Origin of the sequence: Salinicola tamaricis (genome assembly GCF_003006155.1) — a bacterium.
GTDB classification, from domain to species: domain Bacteria; phylum Pseudomonadota; class Gammaproteobacteria; order Pseudomonadales; family Halomonadaceae; genus Salinicola; species Salinicola tamaricis.
Genome location: NZ_CP023559.1, coordinates 2,537,691 through 2,554,789 on the forward strand (window position 1 = coordinate 2,537,691; position 17,099 = coordinate 2,554,789).

Annotated in this window: 16 protein-coding genes and 3 pseudogenes; 14 read left to right on the forward strand and 5 right to left on the reverse strand. The window is 64.7% G+C overall.

The genetic code is table 11. From position 1 onward, the window contains the following. Positions 1-104: 104 nt before the first annotated feature. The 4 genes and pseudogenes from CN538_RS24415 to CN538_RS11660 all read left to right on the forward strand — a co-directional run bounded on the left by CN538_RS24415 (position 105) and on the right by CN538_RS11660 (position 3,327). Positions 105-1,719, forward strand: a pseudogene (locus CN538_RS24415) (FUSC family protein). Next, positions 1,676-2,212, forward strand: a complete 537-nt coding sequence (locus tag CN538_RS24425; protein WP_207233476.1) for an FUSC family protein — start codon at positions 1,676-1,678, stop codon at positions 2,210-2,212. Before CN538_RS24415 ends, CN538_RS24425 begins: the two are co-directional and overlap by 44 nt. Next, complete coding sequence (locus tag CN538_RS11655; RefSeq protein WP_106419529.1) at positions 2,202-2,396, forward strand: DUF1656 domain-containing protein; 195 nt, start codon at positions 2,202-2,204, stop codon at positions 2,394-2,396. The genes CN538_RS24425 and CN538_RS11655 overlap by 11 nt, the downstream gene beginning before the upstream one ends. Positions 2,397-2,403: 7 nt before the next feature. Continuing rightward, entirely contained in the window at positions 2,404-3,327 is a 924-nt protein-coding gene (locus CN538_RS11660) for an efflux RND transporter periplasmic adaptor subunit (RefSeq protein ID WP_106419530.1), read from the forward strand. Positions 3,328-3,393: 66 nt separating this feature from the next. Here CN538_RS11660 and CN538_RS11665 read toward each other — a convergent pair whose 3' ends face one another. Next, a complete protein-coding gene (locus tag CN538_RS11665) occupies positions 3,394-4,227 on the reverse strand; it encodes an AraC family transcriptional regulator (RefSeq protein WP_106419531.1) in 834 nt (277 codons plus the stop codon). A gap of 107 nt (positions 4,228-4,334) precedes the next feature. Here CN538_RS11665 and CN538_RS11670 point away from each other — a divergent pair, with 107 nt between their 5' ends. Further along, positions 4,335-5,009, forward strand: coding sequence for a sulfite exporter TauE/SafE family protein (locus CN538_RS11670; protein ID WP_242495024.1), 675 nt, complete (start codon positions 4,335-4,337; stop codon positions 5,007-5,009). A gap of 566 nt (positions 5,010-5,575) precedes the next feature. Here the strand turns inward: CN538_RS11670 and CN538_RS11675 are convergent. Next, positions 5,576-6,430: an SDR family NAD(P)-dependent oxidoreductase gene (locus CN538_RS11675; RefSeq protein ID WP_242495025.1), complete on the reverse strand. Its 855-nt coding sequence runs from the start codon at positions 6,428-6,430 to the stop codon at positions 5,576-5,578. 157 nt (positions 6,431-6,587) lie between these two features. On the opposite strand from CN538_RS11675, the gene CN538_RS11680 reads away from it, so the two are divergent. Both CN538_RS11680 and nosP read left to right on the forward strand, forming a co-directional pair. Further along, a complete protein-coding gene (locus tag CN538_RS11680) occupies positions 6,588-7,466 on the forward strand; it encodes a LysR family transcriptional regulator (protein ID WP_106419532.1) in 879 nt (292 codons plus the stop codon). A gap of 74 nt (positions 7,467-7,540) precedes the next feature. Further along, positions 7,541-8,773, forward strand: coding sequence for a nitric oxide-sensing protein NosP (gene nosP, locus CN538_RS11685; RefSeq protein ID WP_106419533.1), 1,233 nt, complete (start codon positions 7,541-7,543; stop codon positions 8,771-8,773). Between the two features lie 79 nt (positions 8,774-8,852). Here the strand turns inward: nosP and CN538_RS11690 are convergent, their stop codons facing one another. Further along, positions 8,853-9,629 carry an SDR family oxidoreductase gene (locus CN538_RS11690; RefSeq protein WP_242495026.1) on the reverse strand — a complete coding sequence of 259 codons (777 nt, stop codon included), beginning with the start codon at positions 9,627-9,629 and terminating at the stop codon, positions 8,853-8,855. An 82-nt stretch (positions 9,630-9,711) separates the two neighbouring features. Here CN538_RS11690 and CN538_RS11695 point away from each other — a divergent pair, with 82 nt between their 5' ends. Genes CN538_RS11695 through CN538_RS22910 form a run of 4 tightly spaced genes read left to right on the forward strand, consistent with a single transcriptional unit; the run spans position 9,712 to position 12,072 of the window. Further along, positions 9,712-10,596 carry a LysR family transcriptional regulator gene (locus tag CN538_RS11695; protein ID WP_207233477.1) on the forward strand — a complete coding sequence of 295 codons (885 nt, stop codon included), beginning with the start codon at positions 9,712-9,714 and terminating at the stop codon, positions 10,594-10,596. A 22-nt stretch (positions 10,597-10,618) separates the two neighbouring features. Next, on the forward strand, positions 10,619-11,473 hold the full coding sequence (locus CN538_RS22900) for a sensor histidine kinase (RefSeq protein ID WP_242495028.1): 855 nt from the start codon (positions 10,619-10,621) through the stop codon (positions 11,471-11,473). A gap of 4 nt (positions 11,474-11,477) precedes the next feature. Beyond that, positions 11,478-11,828 (forward strand): sensor histidine kinase, encoded by a 351-nt coding sequence (locus CN538_RS22905; RefSeq protein WP_242495784.1) that lies wholly within the window; start codon positions 11,478-11,480, stop codon positions 11,826-11,828. Beyond that, positions 11,794-12,072: a response regulator gene (locus CN538_RS22910; protein ID WP_340638337.1), complete on the forward strand. Its 279-nt coding sequence runs from the start codon at positions 11,794-11,796 to the stop codon at positions 12,070-12,072. Before CN538_RS22905 ends, CN538_RS22910 begins: the two co-directional genes overlap by 35 nt. Before the next feature lie 17 nt (positions 12,073-12,089). On the opposite strand, the gene CN538_RS11705 is transcribed toward CN538_RS22910, so the two are convergent. Beyond that, the gene (locus tag CN538_RS11705) at positions 12,090-12,809 is read right to left on the reverse strand and encodes a response regulator (protein WP_106419535.1); all 720 of its coding nucleotides are present in this window, start codon (positions 12,807-12,809) and stop codon (positions 12,090-12,092) included. A gap of 132 nt (positions 12,810-12,941) precedes the next feature. Here CN538_RS11705 and exaC point away from each other — a divergent pair. Both exaC and adhP read left to right on the forward strand, forming a co-directional pair. Further along, positions 12,942-14,459 (forward strand): annotated as a pseudogene (gene exaC / locus CN538_RS11710) (acetaldehyde dehydrogenase ExaC). A 105-nt stretch (positions 14,460-14,564) separates the two neighbouring features. Then, positions 14,565-15,593 (forward strand): alcohol dehydrogenase AdhP, encoded by a 1,029-nt coding sequence (gene adhP / locus CN538_RS11715; RefSeq protein WP_106419536.1) that lies wholly within the window; start codon positions 14,565-14,567, stop codon positions 15,591-15,593. 257 nt (positions 15,594-15,850) lie between these two features. On the opposite strand, the gene CN538_RS11720 is transcribed toward adhP, so the two are convergent. Continuing rightward, the gene (locus CN538_RS11720) at positions 15,851-16,090 is read right to left on the reverse strand and encodes a hypothetical protein (protein ID WP_106419537.1); all 240 of its coding nucleotides are present in this window, start codon (positions 16,088-16,090) and stop codon (positions 15,851-15,853) included. Between CN538_RS11720 and CN538_RS11725 the strand changes: the two are divergent. Further along, positions 16,082-17,064 (forward strand): annotated as a pseudogene (locus CN538_RS11725) (DUF1852 domain-containing protein). The gene CN538_RS11720 and the pseudogene CN538_RS11725 overlap by 9 nt on opposite strands. The last annotated feature ends 35 nt before the right edge of the window (positions 17,065-17,099 follow it).

Sequence of the window (17,099 nt, forward strand, 5' to 3'; positions counted from 1 at the left end):
CAATCGATGCGTCTGATGCACTCATCGGTTTCGATAAAGTCACTACTCGACATCCAAGACTCTCATTATCGTAATACGACTCATTACCAAAAAGTGGGTCGATCATGTGTTCCGCGCCAGTCAATCCGACGCCTCCGGTTACTCCCGCCCAACCCTATGCCGCGCTGATTCGCTGTCTTTCTTGCTGTGACCTGACCACACCTCGCGCGACCTATGTCCTTCGCTCGGTTCTTGCCGCCTGGTTGGCACTCGTCCTCGCCTACTGGTTCGATCTGGAAGCTCCTTATTCGGCTGCGTCCTCCGTACTGCTGGTCATCAACCCGGTTCAGGGGGCGGTCATCGGCAAAGGCATCTGGCGGGTCATCGGCACACTGGCGGGCATGTTGGCTGCACTCGTACTGATGAGTCTGTTTGGACAGATGCCATGGCTTTTCTTGCTGGGGTTCGGCGCCTGGTTGGGACTGTGTGTTGCGGGTATGACGCTAGTGCGCCATTTCCGGGCCTACGGTGCCGCGCTGGCCGGGTACACCGTTGGCTTGGCTGTCTACGGTGCGCTAGAGCACCCTCAAACGACCTTCGCGCATGTGGTGGATCGTGGTTCGGCCGTGTTGATCGGAGTGATGTGTCTGGCCCTGGTATCGTCGCTATTCAGCGCCCGCCGGGTACGCCAGCGTCTCGAAGCCCAGTCGACACGGTTGCTTGCGGCCAGCGCAGAAACGCTGGCGACTCAGCACGAAGCACTGGAGGAAGGGATCGAAGGCGGCCCTACGCGGGTCGCACCCGCCCGGCGGAAGCTCATTGCCGAGGTCTATGGCATAGATGATCTGCTGGCACTGGGGAAGGCCGAATCGATCGATCTGGCACAGCAGGGGGCCATGGTACGGCATGCCATGGCATCGCTATTCGCTGCCCTGGTCGGCGGCATCTCGCCTTTATCCGAACATAGTACCAGCATGCGGGCGTTACGGGCTTTGCAGCCGGAGCTCGAACGGTCATGGCGCGATGCCGCAAGCGACGTGTCGGCTGGAGACTTCGGCAAGGCGCGGCGACGCTTGTGCGAGAGTCGTGAACGCCTGATGGCCAGACTCGAGTCGGTCTCGTCAGTGCCAGCCGAGCAGCCGGCGCTGCTGATCGCGGGTGATCGATTGGTAGAGCAGATCGACGATTATCTAGCCGCATTGGACGGTATCGCGACGTTACATCGTCCAGGCGTTCGCCCCATCCTGCCTGCAGTACCCTTTCACCGGGACTGGACGGCGGCGATGCAAAACGGCTTGCGTGCGATGCTGATCGTGGTACTGGGCGGTATTTCTGGATCGCGACTGGCTGGCAACACGGCAACATGATGTTGGCGGGACTCGCGGCTGCCTGTGCACTGCTGTCCACGGCGCCCAATCCTGCCGCTGGAGCGATCCTTTCATCAAAGGGACGTTAGCCGCCGTGGTGATGGCGTTCGTGTGTGCATTTTGGGATACTGCCGCCACATCGAAGGGTTGTCTTGCTGATAGTTTTGGGGCTGTTCTGGCTGCCCGCTGTCTTTCTCACCACATTGATCGTCATGCATTGGCCGGCATGGCCTATCTCGTCGGGTTCACGACATTGGCAGCGCCTGCCAACCCTATGCAGTACGACCTGAGCCTGTTTCTCAACGCTTCGGTGGCGTGGTTTACTGGCCGTGTTTTTTACCCTGCTTGGCTTTCGACTGCTGCTGCCGCGTAACCTCGCACGCGATATCGAACGATTGCGCCATCGTATTCGCGATGAGGCGCTCTCCCTGTTGCGACGTGCACCGACAGATGAACGTCGCTGGCAGTGGCGCCAGCAGCATCGCATGGCGCGTCTGGGTGCCGTGCTCCAGAACCAGCCTGTTGCCATGGATCATGCCATCAGTGATGCGCTCGCCAGTCTGCACCTGGGGCGGGAGCTGATGCGCTTGCGACACTGGCTGAAGGCTTCGCCAAAGCGATCCCCCATTCGCCCCACGGTGGAAAAGACGTTAAAGCGAATGGCGTGTCGCGCGGACGATCCCCTCATGGCGGCTCGCCATGCGCGCCGTGCCGCGCGCCTTATGATGGCCGCGGGTGTCGTTGAATCGGGCCGCGTTGAAAATCGGCAGTATATGGCCGCTGCATTGATCGATGTTGCCGAGCTGATCGAAGGCCACGCCGATTACTTCTCTGGGCTCCCGCGAGGAGGCGCCAATGCTCAGTGAAGTTGCTGTGGCGGGCATCTATCTGCCACCCCTCTTTGTCTATGCCTTGATGGTGGTACCGCTATTTCTGGGAATGCGATTCCTGATAGGGCGCAGCGGCTTGTTGCGCTGGATCTGGCATCCAGGGCTGTTCGAATTCGCGATCTCTGTCTGCCTGCTGTCTCTCTTGGTGCTCTATGTCTAGGTGTCGTATGAAACGTCTATTAATGCCTGTTGCAAAAGTGACCCTGACTCTGGGCGCGGTCATCGCCGCGATGCTATTGGTAATCGCACTATGGCAAGCCTACGTACTGGCTCCCTGGACGCGTGATGGTCGAGTCAATGCGCAGGTCGTGCGCATCGCTCCCGAGGTCTCCGGGACGATCGCCGAGGTCGCTGTCACCGATGATCAGTATGTAAAGCGCGGAGAGTTGTTGTATCGCATTGATCCCGAGCGCTTCGCACTGGCTGTCGAGCAGGCCGAGGCGCGATTGGCGTCGGCGACAGCGACGCTGAGCCAGAAGGTCGACTATGCCAAGAGACGGCAAGGACTGGGAGAGTATGTCTCCCGCGAACAGGTTCACAGCGCCACGCAGGATGTGGATATCGCCAGGGCGGAAAAACACCAAGCCCAGGTCGCGCTGAATCTGGCTCGGCTGGACCTGACACATGCGACCCTGCGCTCCCCGGTGGATGGCTATGTGACTCATCTACGCTTACGCAAAGGTGACTACGCGGTGGCTGGGCAGCAGAATCTCGCCGTGCTGGATGCGAACAGTTTCTGGGTCACGGGCTATTTCGCCGAGACCAAACTCCAGGGCATCCATCCCGGGGCAGCGGCAACGGTTCAGCTGATGGGCTTCGAAGCGCCATTACGAGGCCACGTGGCCAGTATTGGACGCGGCATCGCCAATACCAACGAGGGGATCGATGATCAGGGGCTGCCGAGTGTCGAGCCGAGTTTCAGCTGGGTGCGTCTGGCCCAACGTATTCCGGTACGTATCGCCATCGATCGGGTGCCAGAGAGCATCGAACTGACCGCCGGTATGACGGGCAGCGTCGAGGTCGACCAAACCTCCGGAGGGCATGTGCGACTACATGGGCGTTTGATCACACTGCTGCATCGCTGGATGTAAGGTGGAAGCCCGCTCCACGCTTGTGAGTTGACTTTCATTGGCTTTTACAAGTTTGCCGCGAGGGCTCTAGTCGGTGGATGGCAAGCCAGCCAATGTCTGCGAATCATATATGGGTAGCTCCTTCCCTTGGCGAGTAGCCGCGCGAACGAAGGCAGTCGGGGATTGACCGAGCACCTTGCGAAACATGCTGGAGAAGGCGCCGGGGCTGTCGTAGCCGAGTTCCAGCGCGGTTCGGGTAACGGAGCTACCGGCTAGTAGCCTGGGAACGGCGGCCATCAGGCAGGCTTGCTGGCGCCATATGGCGAACGACAGGCCGGTCTGCTGACGAAACAGTCGATTGAAGGTGCGTTGGCTGCAATGAAGTTGTCGGGCCCAGTCCTCGGGCAGGCTATGGATATGCGGCTGGCCGAGAAAATCTCTGCACAGGCGGGCCAGATGAGGGTCCCGGGGCAGAGGCGCAAACAGCGGCAGCGCCGGCGCCCGTTGCAGCTCGTACAGCAGGAGTTGGGCGAGGGCACCATCGCGACCGCTCTCGTCATAAAGCGCGGGCATGCTGGCGGAGGCCAGCAGCAGGTGATGCAGGAGTGGCGTCACGACCAGCACCTCGCAACTGGAGGAGGAGCGTGGCGCCGCCACGGGTTCGATATACAGGCTGCGGGTACTGACGCCGTTCATCCGCACCCGGTGGCGCTTGCCCGCCGGCAACCAGACACCGCTATAAGGTGGCACCACCCAGGTGCCTTCATCGGTGTCGACCTCCATCAAGCCCGTCATGCCGTAGAGAAATTGGGCTCGGCGATGGGTATGAAAGTCGAGTAGGGCGCCGGGGCTGTAGTCGGTGCCGATGGCCACGACGGGCCGGGCCGCATGATCCACGTCTGCTAGGGGGATATTGAGCATTTGCCCTCAGGGTGGCCGAAATACAACGATTATTGGCCAACTGGCGAACGTCGGCCACTCCTTATCGGAATATCGTTCCTGTCGTTGCATTCCATCAGAGAGTTCCGGTGTATAGCGTATTGCTTCTCTGCGGCGGGTTGGCCGGCATCACCACCGTGTTGTTCGGTTTTGGCGGTGGTTTTGTCGTGGTTCCTTTGATGTATATCTTGCTGATCGGCGTCCATGGGCCGGATAGCACGATGGGGTTAGCGGCCATGCATATCGCGGTAGCCACCTCGACCGCACTGATGATCTTCGCTGCCTCCCTGTCGACATGGCGTCACCATCGGCGGCGGACCGTGCAGTGGCGCCTGGTGCGTCCGTTGGTCGGTTATATCGCCATCGGTGCCGTGCTCGGCGCGGCCGCGGCGGTGTCGTTGAGTGGGGGCTGGGTGCGCTGGGTATTCATCGGTTATCTGGGGCTCACTATTGCGGATGCCATCCTGCGGCCGGGTTTCCTGCATCAGGCGAGTGAGGAGGTCCGCCCCATGGGCCGTCTGGTGACGGCGATCACAGGCCTGTTCATCGGTGTTATCGCGGCCTTTCTGGGAGTTGGTGGCAGCGTGATGACCGTACCGCTGATGCGCCGCAGAGGGGCCAGCATGACGGCGGCCACGGCGATGGCCAATCCCTTGTCGTTGCCGATGGCGGTGAGTGGCACCGCGACTTACGTGTTGCTGTCGGCTGGCGATACCGCCCTGGGCACCTGGTATGCGGGTATGTGGATCTGCGTGCCTTGTTAGCGCTGGCGGTGGGGTCATGGCTTGGTATCCGCCTGGCGTCGCGATGGATCGGGCGGATTCCCGATCGCGTTCATGCCAGGGTGTACCTGTTATTGCTGACGGTGGTGCTGGTGGTGATGGTCGTTGTGTAGGGTCCGCCAGGGCCATGCGAAGACGCGTGGATCACCACTGAGTGGGCGCCGCTAGGAGGCAGGGTCAGGCGTAGCAACGAAAACGGCCAGGCATAGGGATGCCTGGCCGTTTTGCATTACGGGCGATACGGGGCGAGATCAGCGAACGACGCTGACCGGGCCGTGGTCGTCGCAGTGGCCGCCATGCGCGAGCGCGTTGTCCATCAGTTGAACGACATGCTGGTCGGCCAGGCTGTAGTAGAGGTGCTGAGCATCGCGGCCGCTTGACCAGTTGAGCGTTCAGCAGTGTCTGCAACCGGGCGGAAACCGTCGAGAGCTTGGCATCGTCGTCCACCAGCTCGCCGACACACCGCTCGCCATCCTTCAAGCGGTAGAGTAGATCCAGCCTGGCGAAATACTCGCTGGAGTGGATCGGGGGCTAGCGCGCTTCGTGCGTCACGCAGGCGATTCGCGCCCAGGCTTCGGCGACCTCGTCCAGGTGGTCGCCGGCACGCCACGTAGGTCACGCGGATAGTCGACGTCGTTGGCCTCAGTAGCGCGAGTGGCGTGAAACTGGCCGTTGGCTGCCCGCAGAATCCACCCGCCCGAGTGACAGCGGGAAGAGGCGAGGAAGGCGACCCCCGGCGCCACGGCAGCGGGCTTCAGCTCTTGCGGCTCCTCCTCGACGCCCCACATGCGCGTCTTGGCGATCGGTGAGACCGCATTGACCACGATGCAGTGATCCGCGCCCTCGGCGGCGAGCACGTTCACGATGCCGACCGCGGCCATCTTCGCCGCGGCATAGGCAGCGAGCCCCCGGTGGACGTACTGCGGAAAGAGCGCGCGGTCAGAGGTGGTCAGGACGATGCGCCCGTGCCCCGCTGCACACAGGCTCGGCCAGGCAGCCTGTGCCAGCCATAGCGGCGCGCCGGCCATCACCGCCATGGCATGCTCGAACGATGACGCCTGGATCGCCTCGATCCGTTCGTAGGCCACCCAGCCGGCATTGTGGATGAGAGCATCCAGGCGGCCGCGTACCCCAAGGCAGGCATTCACCAGCGCATGACACTGCTCGCGGGTTTCGATGGGGGCGTCGAAAGGGTGCGCTTCGATGCCTTCATCCCGCAGACGCTGCGCCGCGGTGCGGGCGACGTCAGGGTCGAGCCCGTTGCCGCGGTCATCGGCACCCACGTCATGCAGCAGAATCGTCGCGCCGAGCGTGCCGATCAGGCGAGCATAGGCCAGCCCCAGGCCGCGCCCGGCACCGGTGATGAGCACGACCTGATCTTGGAAAATAGGGGCCTGAGCCATGGCTTCCTCCTGTGGGCGTGAAGACTAGAGATATGAGAGCTAGAGGCATGAGAACGAGAGAGGGAAGCATGAGAGGGGCGCTATAATAGTGCCAATATCTTTGTAGAGCGGTTTTGATATGCCCGTTGTATCAAGCGCAGTGGCATCGGGGCGCGGCATGGTCGACCTGCGCAAGATGGCGCAGTTCGTCGCCGTGGCCGAGGAGCAGCATTTTCATCGGGCCGCCGAGCGGCTCGGCATGTCCCAGCCGCCTCTGACCGTGGCGATGCGCAGGCTGGAAGAGGAGCTTGGCGTTCAGCTTCTGGAGCGAGGCGGTAAACGCGTGCTGGGGCTGACGGCGGCGGGGGCGGTCTTTCTACGCGAGGCTCGGGAGACCCTGCGTCAGGCAGAACTGTCGGTTCAGGCCGCACGCGATACCGCCGCGGGCTGCCTCGGCCATATGCGGCTGGGCTATGTCGGCAGCGCGCTCTACGGACGCTTGCCCGATACGATCCGCGACTTTCGAACCGCGAAGCCCAGGGTGGATCTCGAACTGCGCGAGGCGACGACCGCCGCACAGCTGGCCGCGCTGCGCGAAGGGTGGCTCGATGTCGGCGTGGTCATCCCGCCGTTGGGCGAGCATGCCGACCTTGCGTTGTACCCCTTCGATCAGGATCGGCTGTGCATCGCGCTCGCCCGAGATCATGCCCTGGCCGCGAAGCGGGAACTCACCGTCGCCGATCTCGCCGATGAGGCCTTCATCATGTGGCCGATGAACGAGGGGCGCGGCTTCCACCTCCAGGTGATTCGGCTCTGCGCCAATGCCGGCTTCGTGCCCCAGGTGGTACAGGAAGCGCACGGCATGCATGCGGTGCTGTCGCTGGTCGCCGTGGGGGCGGGGGTGGCGATCGTGCCCGAGAGCATGCGGACCTTCAGGCAGGATCGCATCCTCTACCGCACCATCGATGCGCCCGATGCGGCCTTTACGCTGGCACTGGCGGTGGCGGCGAATGCGCCCTGCGTCGCCGAGTTCGTGGCCATGGCGACTGGCCGCTGACAAGGCGCCCCATTGTGAGCCCGCGGCTGCGCGGCCTACACTGCCGAGACCACTCCCTGCGCAGGTCCGCCGTCATGCTCGATGCGCCGACGCCGCCTTCGGTGACCCGCCCGGCGGGCGCCTCTTCGCCCGCCGCGGTGCTGCCCACCGCCTGTAGCCATGATCCCGATCCTACGCGCGCCGCGCGTGAACTGGCGCAGGCGTTGGCGGAACCGCTGGCCGGGGCGCACCTGGGCGCGGTGCTGTTTTTCTGCAGCGCCGAGTATCCGCTGGCGGCCCTTGGCGAGGCGCTGACCGCCGCTTTCGAGGGCGTGCCGGTCAGCGGCTGCACCACCGCCGGGGAGATCACGCCGAACGGTTACGCCCGCGGCGGCATCGTGGCGATCGGTTTCCCCCGGGCGCATTTTGCCGTGTCGACGGCGCTGATCGACGATCTGGCGCACTTCGACTTAATCCGCGCCCAGCGCCTCACCGATACCTTGCTCAACGAGTGCCGGCATCAGGCGGTGGCGCCGGTGGCCGGGCACAGCTTCGCGCTGACCCTGCTCGATGGCTTGTCGAGCAGCGAGGAGCAGGTGCTGGCCACGCTGGATGCGGCGCTGGGCAGCATCCCCAGCTTTGGCGGCTCCGCCGGTGACGATAACCGCCTGGCGCATACCCATGTCTTCCATCAGGGGCGCTTTCACGATCAGGCGGCGGTGGTGGTGATGGTCAATACGTCGCTGCCGTTCGAGGTGTTCAGCACCCACCATCTGCGGCCAAGACGTGAAAAGCTGGTGGTCACTGCCGCCGATCGCCAGCGGCGGACCGTGTTCGAACTCAATGCCGCGCCTGCCGCCGAGGAGTATGCGCGGCTGGTGGGGCGCCCGGTCGAAGCGCTCGGCGAGACCGACTTCGCCCGCCATCCGCTGGCGGTGCGCATCGGCGAGGCGCACTACGTGCGCTCGATCCAGCGCGTCAATCCCGATGGCAGTCTGACGTTCTACTGTGCGGTGGAGAACGGCATCGTGCTCACCGCGATGACCCCGGCGCCGATACTCGACGATCTCGAGTCGGTGTTTGCCGGGCTGGAAGCGCGGCTGGGGCCGCCGGCACTGGTGATCGGCTGCGACTGCTTCCTGCGCCGGCTGGAGATCGAGGCGCTGGAGACGGTCACGGCGGCGGAAGGGCTATTGCGGCGTCATCGCACGGTTGGCTTCAACACCTATGGAGAGCAGCACCATGGGATGCACATCAACCAGACCTTCACCGGGGTGGCGATTGGACGCCCCGAGGGCCGAGACGGCGGGACCGGCGAGCGAGCGTGAGCGCCCGCTCGCCGAATCGATATGGCGTCATTCTCGCCGGGTTCCCAGCGCGTCACGGCGGGTGCGCTCCGGGATGGGCTCAGTTGGCCGAGGCGGTCGGACGGATGGTGATCTCCGTGGTATCGACGCTCTCCGGGGCCTCGATCACCTGGCGCACCGCGCGTGCGATATCGACAGGCTTGAGCGCGACTTCACGATAGCGCGCAATGAGATCAGCGGTGTCTTCGTGGGTGATGGTCGAGGCCAGATCGCTCTCGACCACGCCAGGGTTGACGCAGGTCACCCGCAGGTGAGGGCTCTCCTGGCGCAGCCCGTCGGAAATCGCGCGCACCGCGAACTTGGTGGCGGAGTACACCGCCGAGGTGGGCACCACCTGCAGGGCGCCGATGGAGGCGATATTGATGATCTGCCCAGACTGTTGGCGCTCCATGGCCGGCAGTACCGCGCCGATGCCCCACAGCACGCCCTTGATGTTGACGTCGACCATGCGCTCCCACTCGTCCAGCTTGCAGGCGGCGAGCGGGGAAAGCGGCATGATGCCGGCATTGTTCACCAGCACGTCGATACGCCCCCAGCGCGTCAGCGCGGCCTGGGCGAAGGCGGCCATGGCGTCGCGGTCGGTGACGTCCAGGGCGTGAATCTCGACGCTGCCACCGTCGGCGCGGATCTCGGTGGCGATACGTTCCAGCGCGTCGAGACGGCGCGCACCGAGCATGACCTTGGCGCCGGCGGCGGCCAGCTCGCGGGCGATACTCTCGCCGATACCGCCACTCGCGCCGGTGATGAGGACGACCTTGTCGAGGGTTTGCATGATGTGTGCTCCGGGGATGGCGAAGAAGCCCAGTGCTTCTTGCATGCTCCATACGGTAAGCGGCGGCATCGTCCAAGAGAACTGCCTCCGGACTGGACCTGGTGGTTAGCATGATTTATCAATAGGCATGGACCTCAATCTCTTGACGCTCTTCATCACCGTTGCCCAGACGGGTAACTTCCGTGCCGCCGCCGACCGTCTGGGGGTGACTCGCTCGGCGGTGAGCCAAGGCGTGCAGCGGCTCGAACGCCACCTGGGCCGGCCGCTGTTCCAGCGCACCACGCGCAGCGTGCGCCTGACCCAGGAGGGCGAGCAGTTCCTGGCAGCGATCTCGGTGCCGTTCGACGAGCTCCACTCGGCCATCGAATCGGCACGCGACCGGGAAGCATCGCCCCGCGGCCAGCTGCGAATCACCGCGACCTCGATCGCTGAGCGCTTTCTCTCCGGCCCGCTGATCGCCCGCTTCGCCGAGGCCTATCCAGACATCACTCTGGACGTGACGGTGAGCGACGAGGAGTTCGATATCGTCGCTGCCGGCTTCGATGCGGGCGTGCGGCTGGGGGAAGTGATCGAAAAGGATATGGTCGCGGTGGCGCTGACCGGTGATCAGCGCCAGGTGGCGGTGGCCACACCTGGCTATCTGGCCCGCCACGGCACGCCGCAACACCCGCGGGAGCTGACCCGCCATCGCTGCATCGGCTGGCGGCCACTGCCGGAGACCGCAGCGTATCGCTGGGAGTTCGAACGCGACGGGCAGGCGTTCGACGTCGCGGTCGAACCGCAGATCACCACCAACGACATGCAGCTGATGCTGCGCACCGCACTGGCGGGGGGCGGTATCACCTTTGGTATGGAAGAGACCTTCATGCCCTATCTCGACCGTGGCGAGCTGGTCTCGCTGCTCGATGAGTGGCTGCCGCCTTTCTCCGGCTTCTTTCTCTACTATCCCAGCCGTCGCTCGGTCACGCCTAAGCTACGCGCCCTGATCGAGCACAGCCGACACTTCCGTTGAGCAGACTAGGGAGATCAGCACCATGGGAGGCACACCAACCGGACCCTCACCGGGGTGGCTACTGGATGCCCCGACGGCCGAGACAGCGGAACCGGCGAGCGAGCGGGAGCGCGCGCTGGCCGAGGAGAACGCCCGCCTGCGGCGGACCTGCGCGGCGCTCATCGAACGCGTGGAGTCGAGCGGGGTCGCCGGCGGCGCGCCCTATGCCGCCTTCGAACACGCCGTGCTGCTGGCCGAGCAGGTACGCGAGCGCACCGAAGCGCTGCACCGCACCCTCGATGAGCTGGGCCAGGTCAATGATCAGCTGCGCGACGAGATCGCTACCCGCGTGGCCGCCGAAGCGCGCCTGCGCGAAGCCAAGCGCGAGGCCGAGGCGGCCAACCTGTCGAAGACCCGCTTTCTGGCCGCGGTCAGCCACGACCTGCTGCAGCCGCTGAACGCCGCGCGGCTGTTCACCAGCGCGCTCGATGAGCATGAGGTGCCGGCGGCGTCCAAGCCGCTGGTCGGCCAGATCGGCCGCTCGCTCAAGGATGTCGAGGCGCTGCTGGGCACGCTGGTGGATATCTCGCGACTCGATGCCGGCGTGCTCAAGCCGGATATCGCCGCCTTCGGCGCCGATGAGCTGCTCGATACCCTGGCCGAGGAGTACCAGCAGGTGGCCCACGCCCAGGGGCTGACCCTGCACTACGTGCGCAGTACCGCGGTGGTCGACTCCGACCTACAGCTGCTGGCGCGGGTGGTGCGCAACTTTCTCACCAACGCCATCCGCTACACACCCCCGCCACCGGGCATGTGCTGCTGGGCTGCCGGCGGCGCCACGACGGGCTGGAGATCGTGGTCGGCGACACCGGGCCGGGATCGCCGACGATCAGCGTGAGACGATCTTTCTCGAATTCCGGCGTGCGGCGGCGGGGCTCGACCGCGAGCAGCGCGGCCTGGGCCTGGGGCTGGCGATCGTCGATCGTATCGCGGCGATGCTGGGTCACCCGATCACCCTGCGCTCGCGGCCGGGGCAGGGCTCGGCCTTTTCGGTCCGCGTACCCTACGCCTGCCGCGCGCCACGCCCCGCGACCCCGGCGGAGGTGATGCCGGGCAATGACTCGCCGGGGCGAAGGTGTGGATCGTCGATGACGATCCGGCGGTGCTCGAAGGCAGCGCGCGCTGCTTACGGGGTGGGGCTGTCGCATCGCGGGTGGGCTGTCGCTTGCCGCACTACGCGAGGCTGCCGCTGAGCTGCCCAGGCCCGATCTGCTGGTGGTCGATTACCACCTCGACGCGGCGGACGATGACGGCCTGGCGGTGGCCGAACAGCTCCAGCGCGAACGGCCTGGCCTGCCGGTGTTGATGGTCACGGCCAACCACGATGCGGCGCTCAAGGCGCGGATTCGCGAGCGCGGTTATGCCTACCTGTTGAAGCCGGTCAAGCCGCTGCGCTTGAAGATGCTGTTGGTGTCGCTGCTCGGTCTCGCTGCTTAGCCGCTTAGCCGCGCCCCTTAGCGCGGCGGCGGAAACCGAGGATCGTCGAGATCCAGCGTCTGGGCGGTGAGAATCGCCTGTACTCGACTGTTCACCCCCAATTTGCGCAGGATCGCCGAGACATGGCTCTTGACCGTGGTCTCGGCGATGGCCAGGTCGCGGGCGATCGCCTTGTTGGACTCCCCCCGGCTGAGACACGCCAGCACCTGCAACTGCTTGGCGGTGAGCTGAGAGATGCCATCGCTGAGGGCGTCGCCGTGGGCGGTTGGCGCTGACGCTGTGGTCCTGAGTGAAGGCGTGGTGGAGGCGGCGTCAGTCGGCGCGTGGCGGGCGGTGGGGCGGCGCAGGATATCCGCCGGCAGGTAGACCTGGCCTGCGAGAATCTGGCGCAGCGCCGCCAGCAGGTCGTCGCGCGGGGTCGACTTGGGCAGATAGCCCACCGCGCCCAGGCCCAGGGCTTCGAGCACGATATCGCGGCTCTGCTCGGCGGAGAGGATCGCCACCGGCAGCCACGGCAGTGTCTCGCGCAGCCGGCGCAGGCCGGCCAGGCCCTCGCTGTCCGGCAGTGCCAGGTCGAGCAGCAGCAGATCGAGCTCCTCCTGCGCCTCGGCCTGGGCGATCGCCTGGGCCAGGCTCGCGGCTTCCAGCACGCGGCTGTCGGGGAGGGCGGCGGCGATCGCACCGACCATGGCCTCACGGAACATCGGGTGATCGTCGGCAACCAGCAAGGTGTACATGGCGTCGGCTCCGGGGTGGCGTCTCCTCCCAAGGGAGGAGGCGATTTCCTGCTTGAGGAGTATGTCGCAGCCTGGCGTCGTGACCAAGAATCGATCTGTGTCACGCATAACGATAACGTCAGGAGCACAGCCATGATTTACGCCAACCCCGGAAGCGACGGCGCCCTCGTCAGCTTCGACAAACGCTACGGCAACTACATCGGCGGCGAGTTCGTCGCGCCGGTGAAGGGCCAGTACTTCGAGAACATCAGCCCCGTTACCGGCGAAGTGTTCTGCGAGATCCCGCGCTCCACCGCGGAAGACATCGAGAAGGCGCTGGACGCCGCCCACGCCGCCGCCCCGGACTGGGGCAAGACCTCGGTCGCCGAGCGCAGCAACCTGCTGCTCAAGATCGCCGACCGTATCGAGCAGAATCTGGAGATGCTCGCCGTCGCCGAGACCTGGGACAACGGCAAGGCGGTGCGCGAGACGCTCAACGCCGACCTGCCGCTGGCGGTGGATCACTTCCGCTACTTCGCCGGCTGCATCCGCGCCCAGGAGGGCACTGCGGCCGATATCGACGCCAACACCGTGGCCTATCACTTCCACGAGCCGCTGGGCGTGGTGGGGCAGATTATCCCCTGGAACTTCCCCATCCTGATGGCGGTGTGGAAGCTCGCCCCGGCGCTGGCGGCGGGCAACTGCGTGGTGCTCAAGCCCGCCGAGCAGACCCCGGCCTCGATCCTCAAGGTGATGGAGCTGATCGGTGATCTGCTGCCGCCCGGGTGGTCAATATCGTCAACGGCTACGGCGAGGAGGTCGGTCAGGCGCTGGCGACCAGCAAGCGTATCGCCAAGATTGCTTTCACCGGCTCGACCCCGGTCGGTTCGCACATCCTCAAGTGCGCCGCCGAGAATATCATCCCCTCTACCGTCGAACTCGGCGGCAAGTCGCCCAACGTCTACTTCGCCGACATCATGAACGCCGAGCCGGAGTTCATCGACAAGGCGGTCGAAGGGCTGGTGCTGGCCTTCCTCAACCAGGGCGAGGTGTGCACCTGCCCGTCGCGGGCGCTGATCCAGGAGTCGATGTACGACGCCTTCATGGCCAAGGTGATCGAACGTACCAAGGCGATCAAGCGCGGCAACCCGCTGGATACCGACGTCCAGGTGGGCGCCCAGGCCAGCCAGGAGCAGTACGACAAGATCCTCTCCTACATGGACGTGGCTCGCGAGGAGGGCGCCGAGTTCCTCACCGGCGGCGGCAAAGAGAGCCTGGAAGGCGCCTTCGGCCGGGGATACTACATCCAGCCGACCCTGCTCAAGGGCAACAACAAGATGCGCGTCTTCCAAGAGGAGATCTTCGGCCCGGTGGTCGCGCGTGACCACCTTCAAGGACGAGGCCGAGGCGCTGGCGATCGCCAACGACACCGAGTTCGGTCTCGGTGCCGGGGTGGACCGCGACATGAACGTGGCCTTCCGCATGGGCCGGGGCATTCAGGCCGGGCGCGTCTGGACCAACTGCTACCACCAGTACCCGGCGCATGCCGCCTTTGGGGGTTACAAGAAGTCCGGCATCGGCCGTGAGACCCACAAGATGGCGCTGGAGCACTATCAGCAGACCAAGAACCTTTTGGTGAGCTATGACATCAATCCGATGGGCTTCTTCTAGGCCGCCTGTCGCGATCCGCTCACCCTTTGGCACGGCGCCGGCTCCCGGCCGGCGCTGTTCTTCAACAGGAAGACCTCTCCAACAAGAAAACCCAAGGAGCCTGTCATGGATTCCACGATGCAAGCCGCCGTGGTTCGTGCCTTCGGCGAACCTCTGGTCATCGAAAGAAGCGCCGTGCCTCGTCCGGGCCCCGGCGAACTGCTGGTCAAGATCGCCGCTTCCGGCGTCTGTCATACCGACCTGCACGCCGCCCACGGCGACTGGCCGGTGAAGCCCGAGCCGCCGTTCATTCCAGGCCATGAAGGTGTCGGCCACGTGGTGGCGGTGGGTGCTGGGGTCACGCACGTCAAGGAGGGCGACCGGGTCGGCATCCCCTGGCTCTACTCCGCCTGCGGCCACTGCGAGCACTGTCTGGGCGGCTGGGAGACGCTGTGCGAGTCGCAGCAGAATACCGGCTACTCGGTCAACGGCGGCTTCGCTGGCTATACGCTGGCCCAGGCCGATTATGTAGGCCGCATTCCCGACAACGTCGATTTCCTCGAGATCGCCCCGGTGCTGTGCGCCGGCGTGACGGTCTACAAGGGGCTGAAGATGACCGATACCCGCCCGGGGCAGTGGGTGGTGATCTCGGGTATCGGCGGCCTCGGCCACATGGCGGTGCAGTACGCCAAGGCGATGGGCCTCAATGTGGCCGCGGTGGATATCGACGACACCAAGCTGGCCCTGGCCGAGCGCCTCGGTGCCACGGTCACCGTCAACGCCAAGCAGCATGACCCTGCCGCCTATCTCAAGCAGGCGATCGGCGGTGCCCACGGCGCGCTGGTCACCGCGGTCTCGCCCAAGGCCTTCGAGCAGGCGCTGGGCATGGTCCGCCGTGGTGGTACGGTGGCGCTCAACGGCCTGCCGCCGGGGGACTTTCCGCTGTCGATCTTCGACATGGTGCTCAACGGCACCACGGTGCGTGGTTCGATCGTGGGCACCCGGCTCGACCTGCAGGAAGCGCTGGACTTCGCCGGCGAGGGCAAGGTGAAGGCCACCGTGCATGCCGACAAGCTGGAAAACATCAACGCCGTCTTCGATCGCATGATCGCCGGGAAGATCGAAGGGCGGGTGGTGCTCGACATGGCGAGTTGAGCGCGTCAGCTAGCTGCCACCCAGGGCGTGCCAAGGCACGCCCTTTTTGTGGGCGCTGATCTGAATGTCCGCTGGCATGATGTCGCCAAGGCGCTTCATCGTCGCAAGCCCGCGCCGGCGCGCGTCCGCGTTGACCCGGTTCTCACCGCATCCCGTCCCTAACCGACCCCTGTCCAGCGCCTACGCCCCTGGCCGCCCGGGCAGGTCTCGCGCTATTCATGAGTGGGATTCATCTTGAGCTGAATTCTTATCGCTTTTCATGCATCCAGCCGTTCTGGCATAAATAGCACATCCGCTTCGGCGGCAGCCGCCTTGGCGCCTGTCGCCGATACGCCAGACACGGTATTCGCCAACCCGTATTGGCAATACGTACTGATAAACCACGTGCTGGCCAACATGGCATTGACGAGCGCTGGCCTTCTCAGGGCGCCAGTGGCTCCCTTGACCAATATCTCGACCAACATCTCGACCAACAGGGTGCTTTCGCGATGAGTCACGATTTCACATTCGATATCAAGAGCGTGCGGTTCGACGAAAACTATCGCCCGGCCGAGAACACGCGCACCACCACCAACTTCGCCAACCTGGCAAGAGGGGAGCGGCGTGAGGAGAACCTGCGCAATGCCTGACGATGATCGACAACCGCTTCAATGCCCTGGCGCATTGGGACAACCCGAGGGCGGATCGCTACGCCGTCGAGCTCGACATCATCACCGGTGAGCTGAGCGTGGGGGCCGAGGACGAGGATGACACCTTCCCGGCGATCGAAATGCTCAAGACGACGATCATCGACAAGCATACCGGCAAGCGCATCCCGGGCATGGTGGGCAACAACTTCTCCTCCTACGTGCGCGACTACGACTTCAGCGTGTGGCTGTCGGAGCACAACCGCGATCGCGCCGAATTCGGCATCCCCGAGGGCTTTGGCGATCTGCACGGCAAGCTGTTCAAGCGCTTCGTCGAGTCCGACGCCTACCGGGCTTCCTTCAGCAAGGCGCCGGTCATCTGCCTCAGCGTCTCCAGCAGCAAGGTCTATCGCCAGACCGACAATCGCCACCCGGTGCTGGGCGTGGAGTATGAAAACGACGACTCCTCGCTGACGGACTTCTACTTCGGCAAGATGGGTCTGCAGGTGCGCTACTTCATGCCGGCGCATGCCGTGGCGCCACTGGCGTTCTACTTCTCCGGCGATCTGCTGGCCGACTACAGCGATCTCGAACTGATCAGCGCCATCAGCACCATGGAGACGTTCCAGAAGATCTACCGCCCCGAGATCTACAACGCCAACTCGGTCGCCGGCAAGATCTACCAGCCGAGCCTGGAGCATCAGGACTACTCGCTGACGCGCATCGTCTACGACCGCGAAGAGCGCAGCCAGCTGGCTGTCGAGCAGGGCAAGTTCACCGAGCGGCACTTCATCAAGCCCTACCGCCAGGTGCTCGAGCAGTGGTCGGCCAATTATTCTCTTTGATCGATCCGTTCCAACGACATCCTTTGATCAACCCG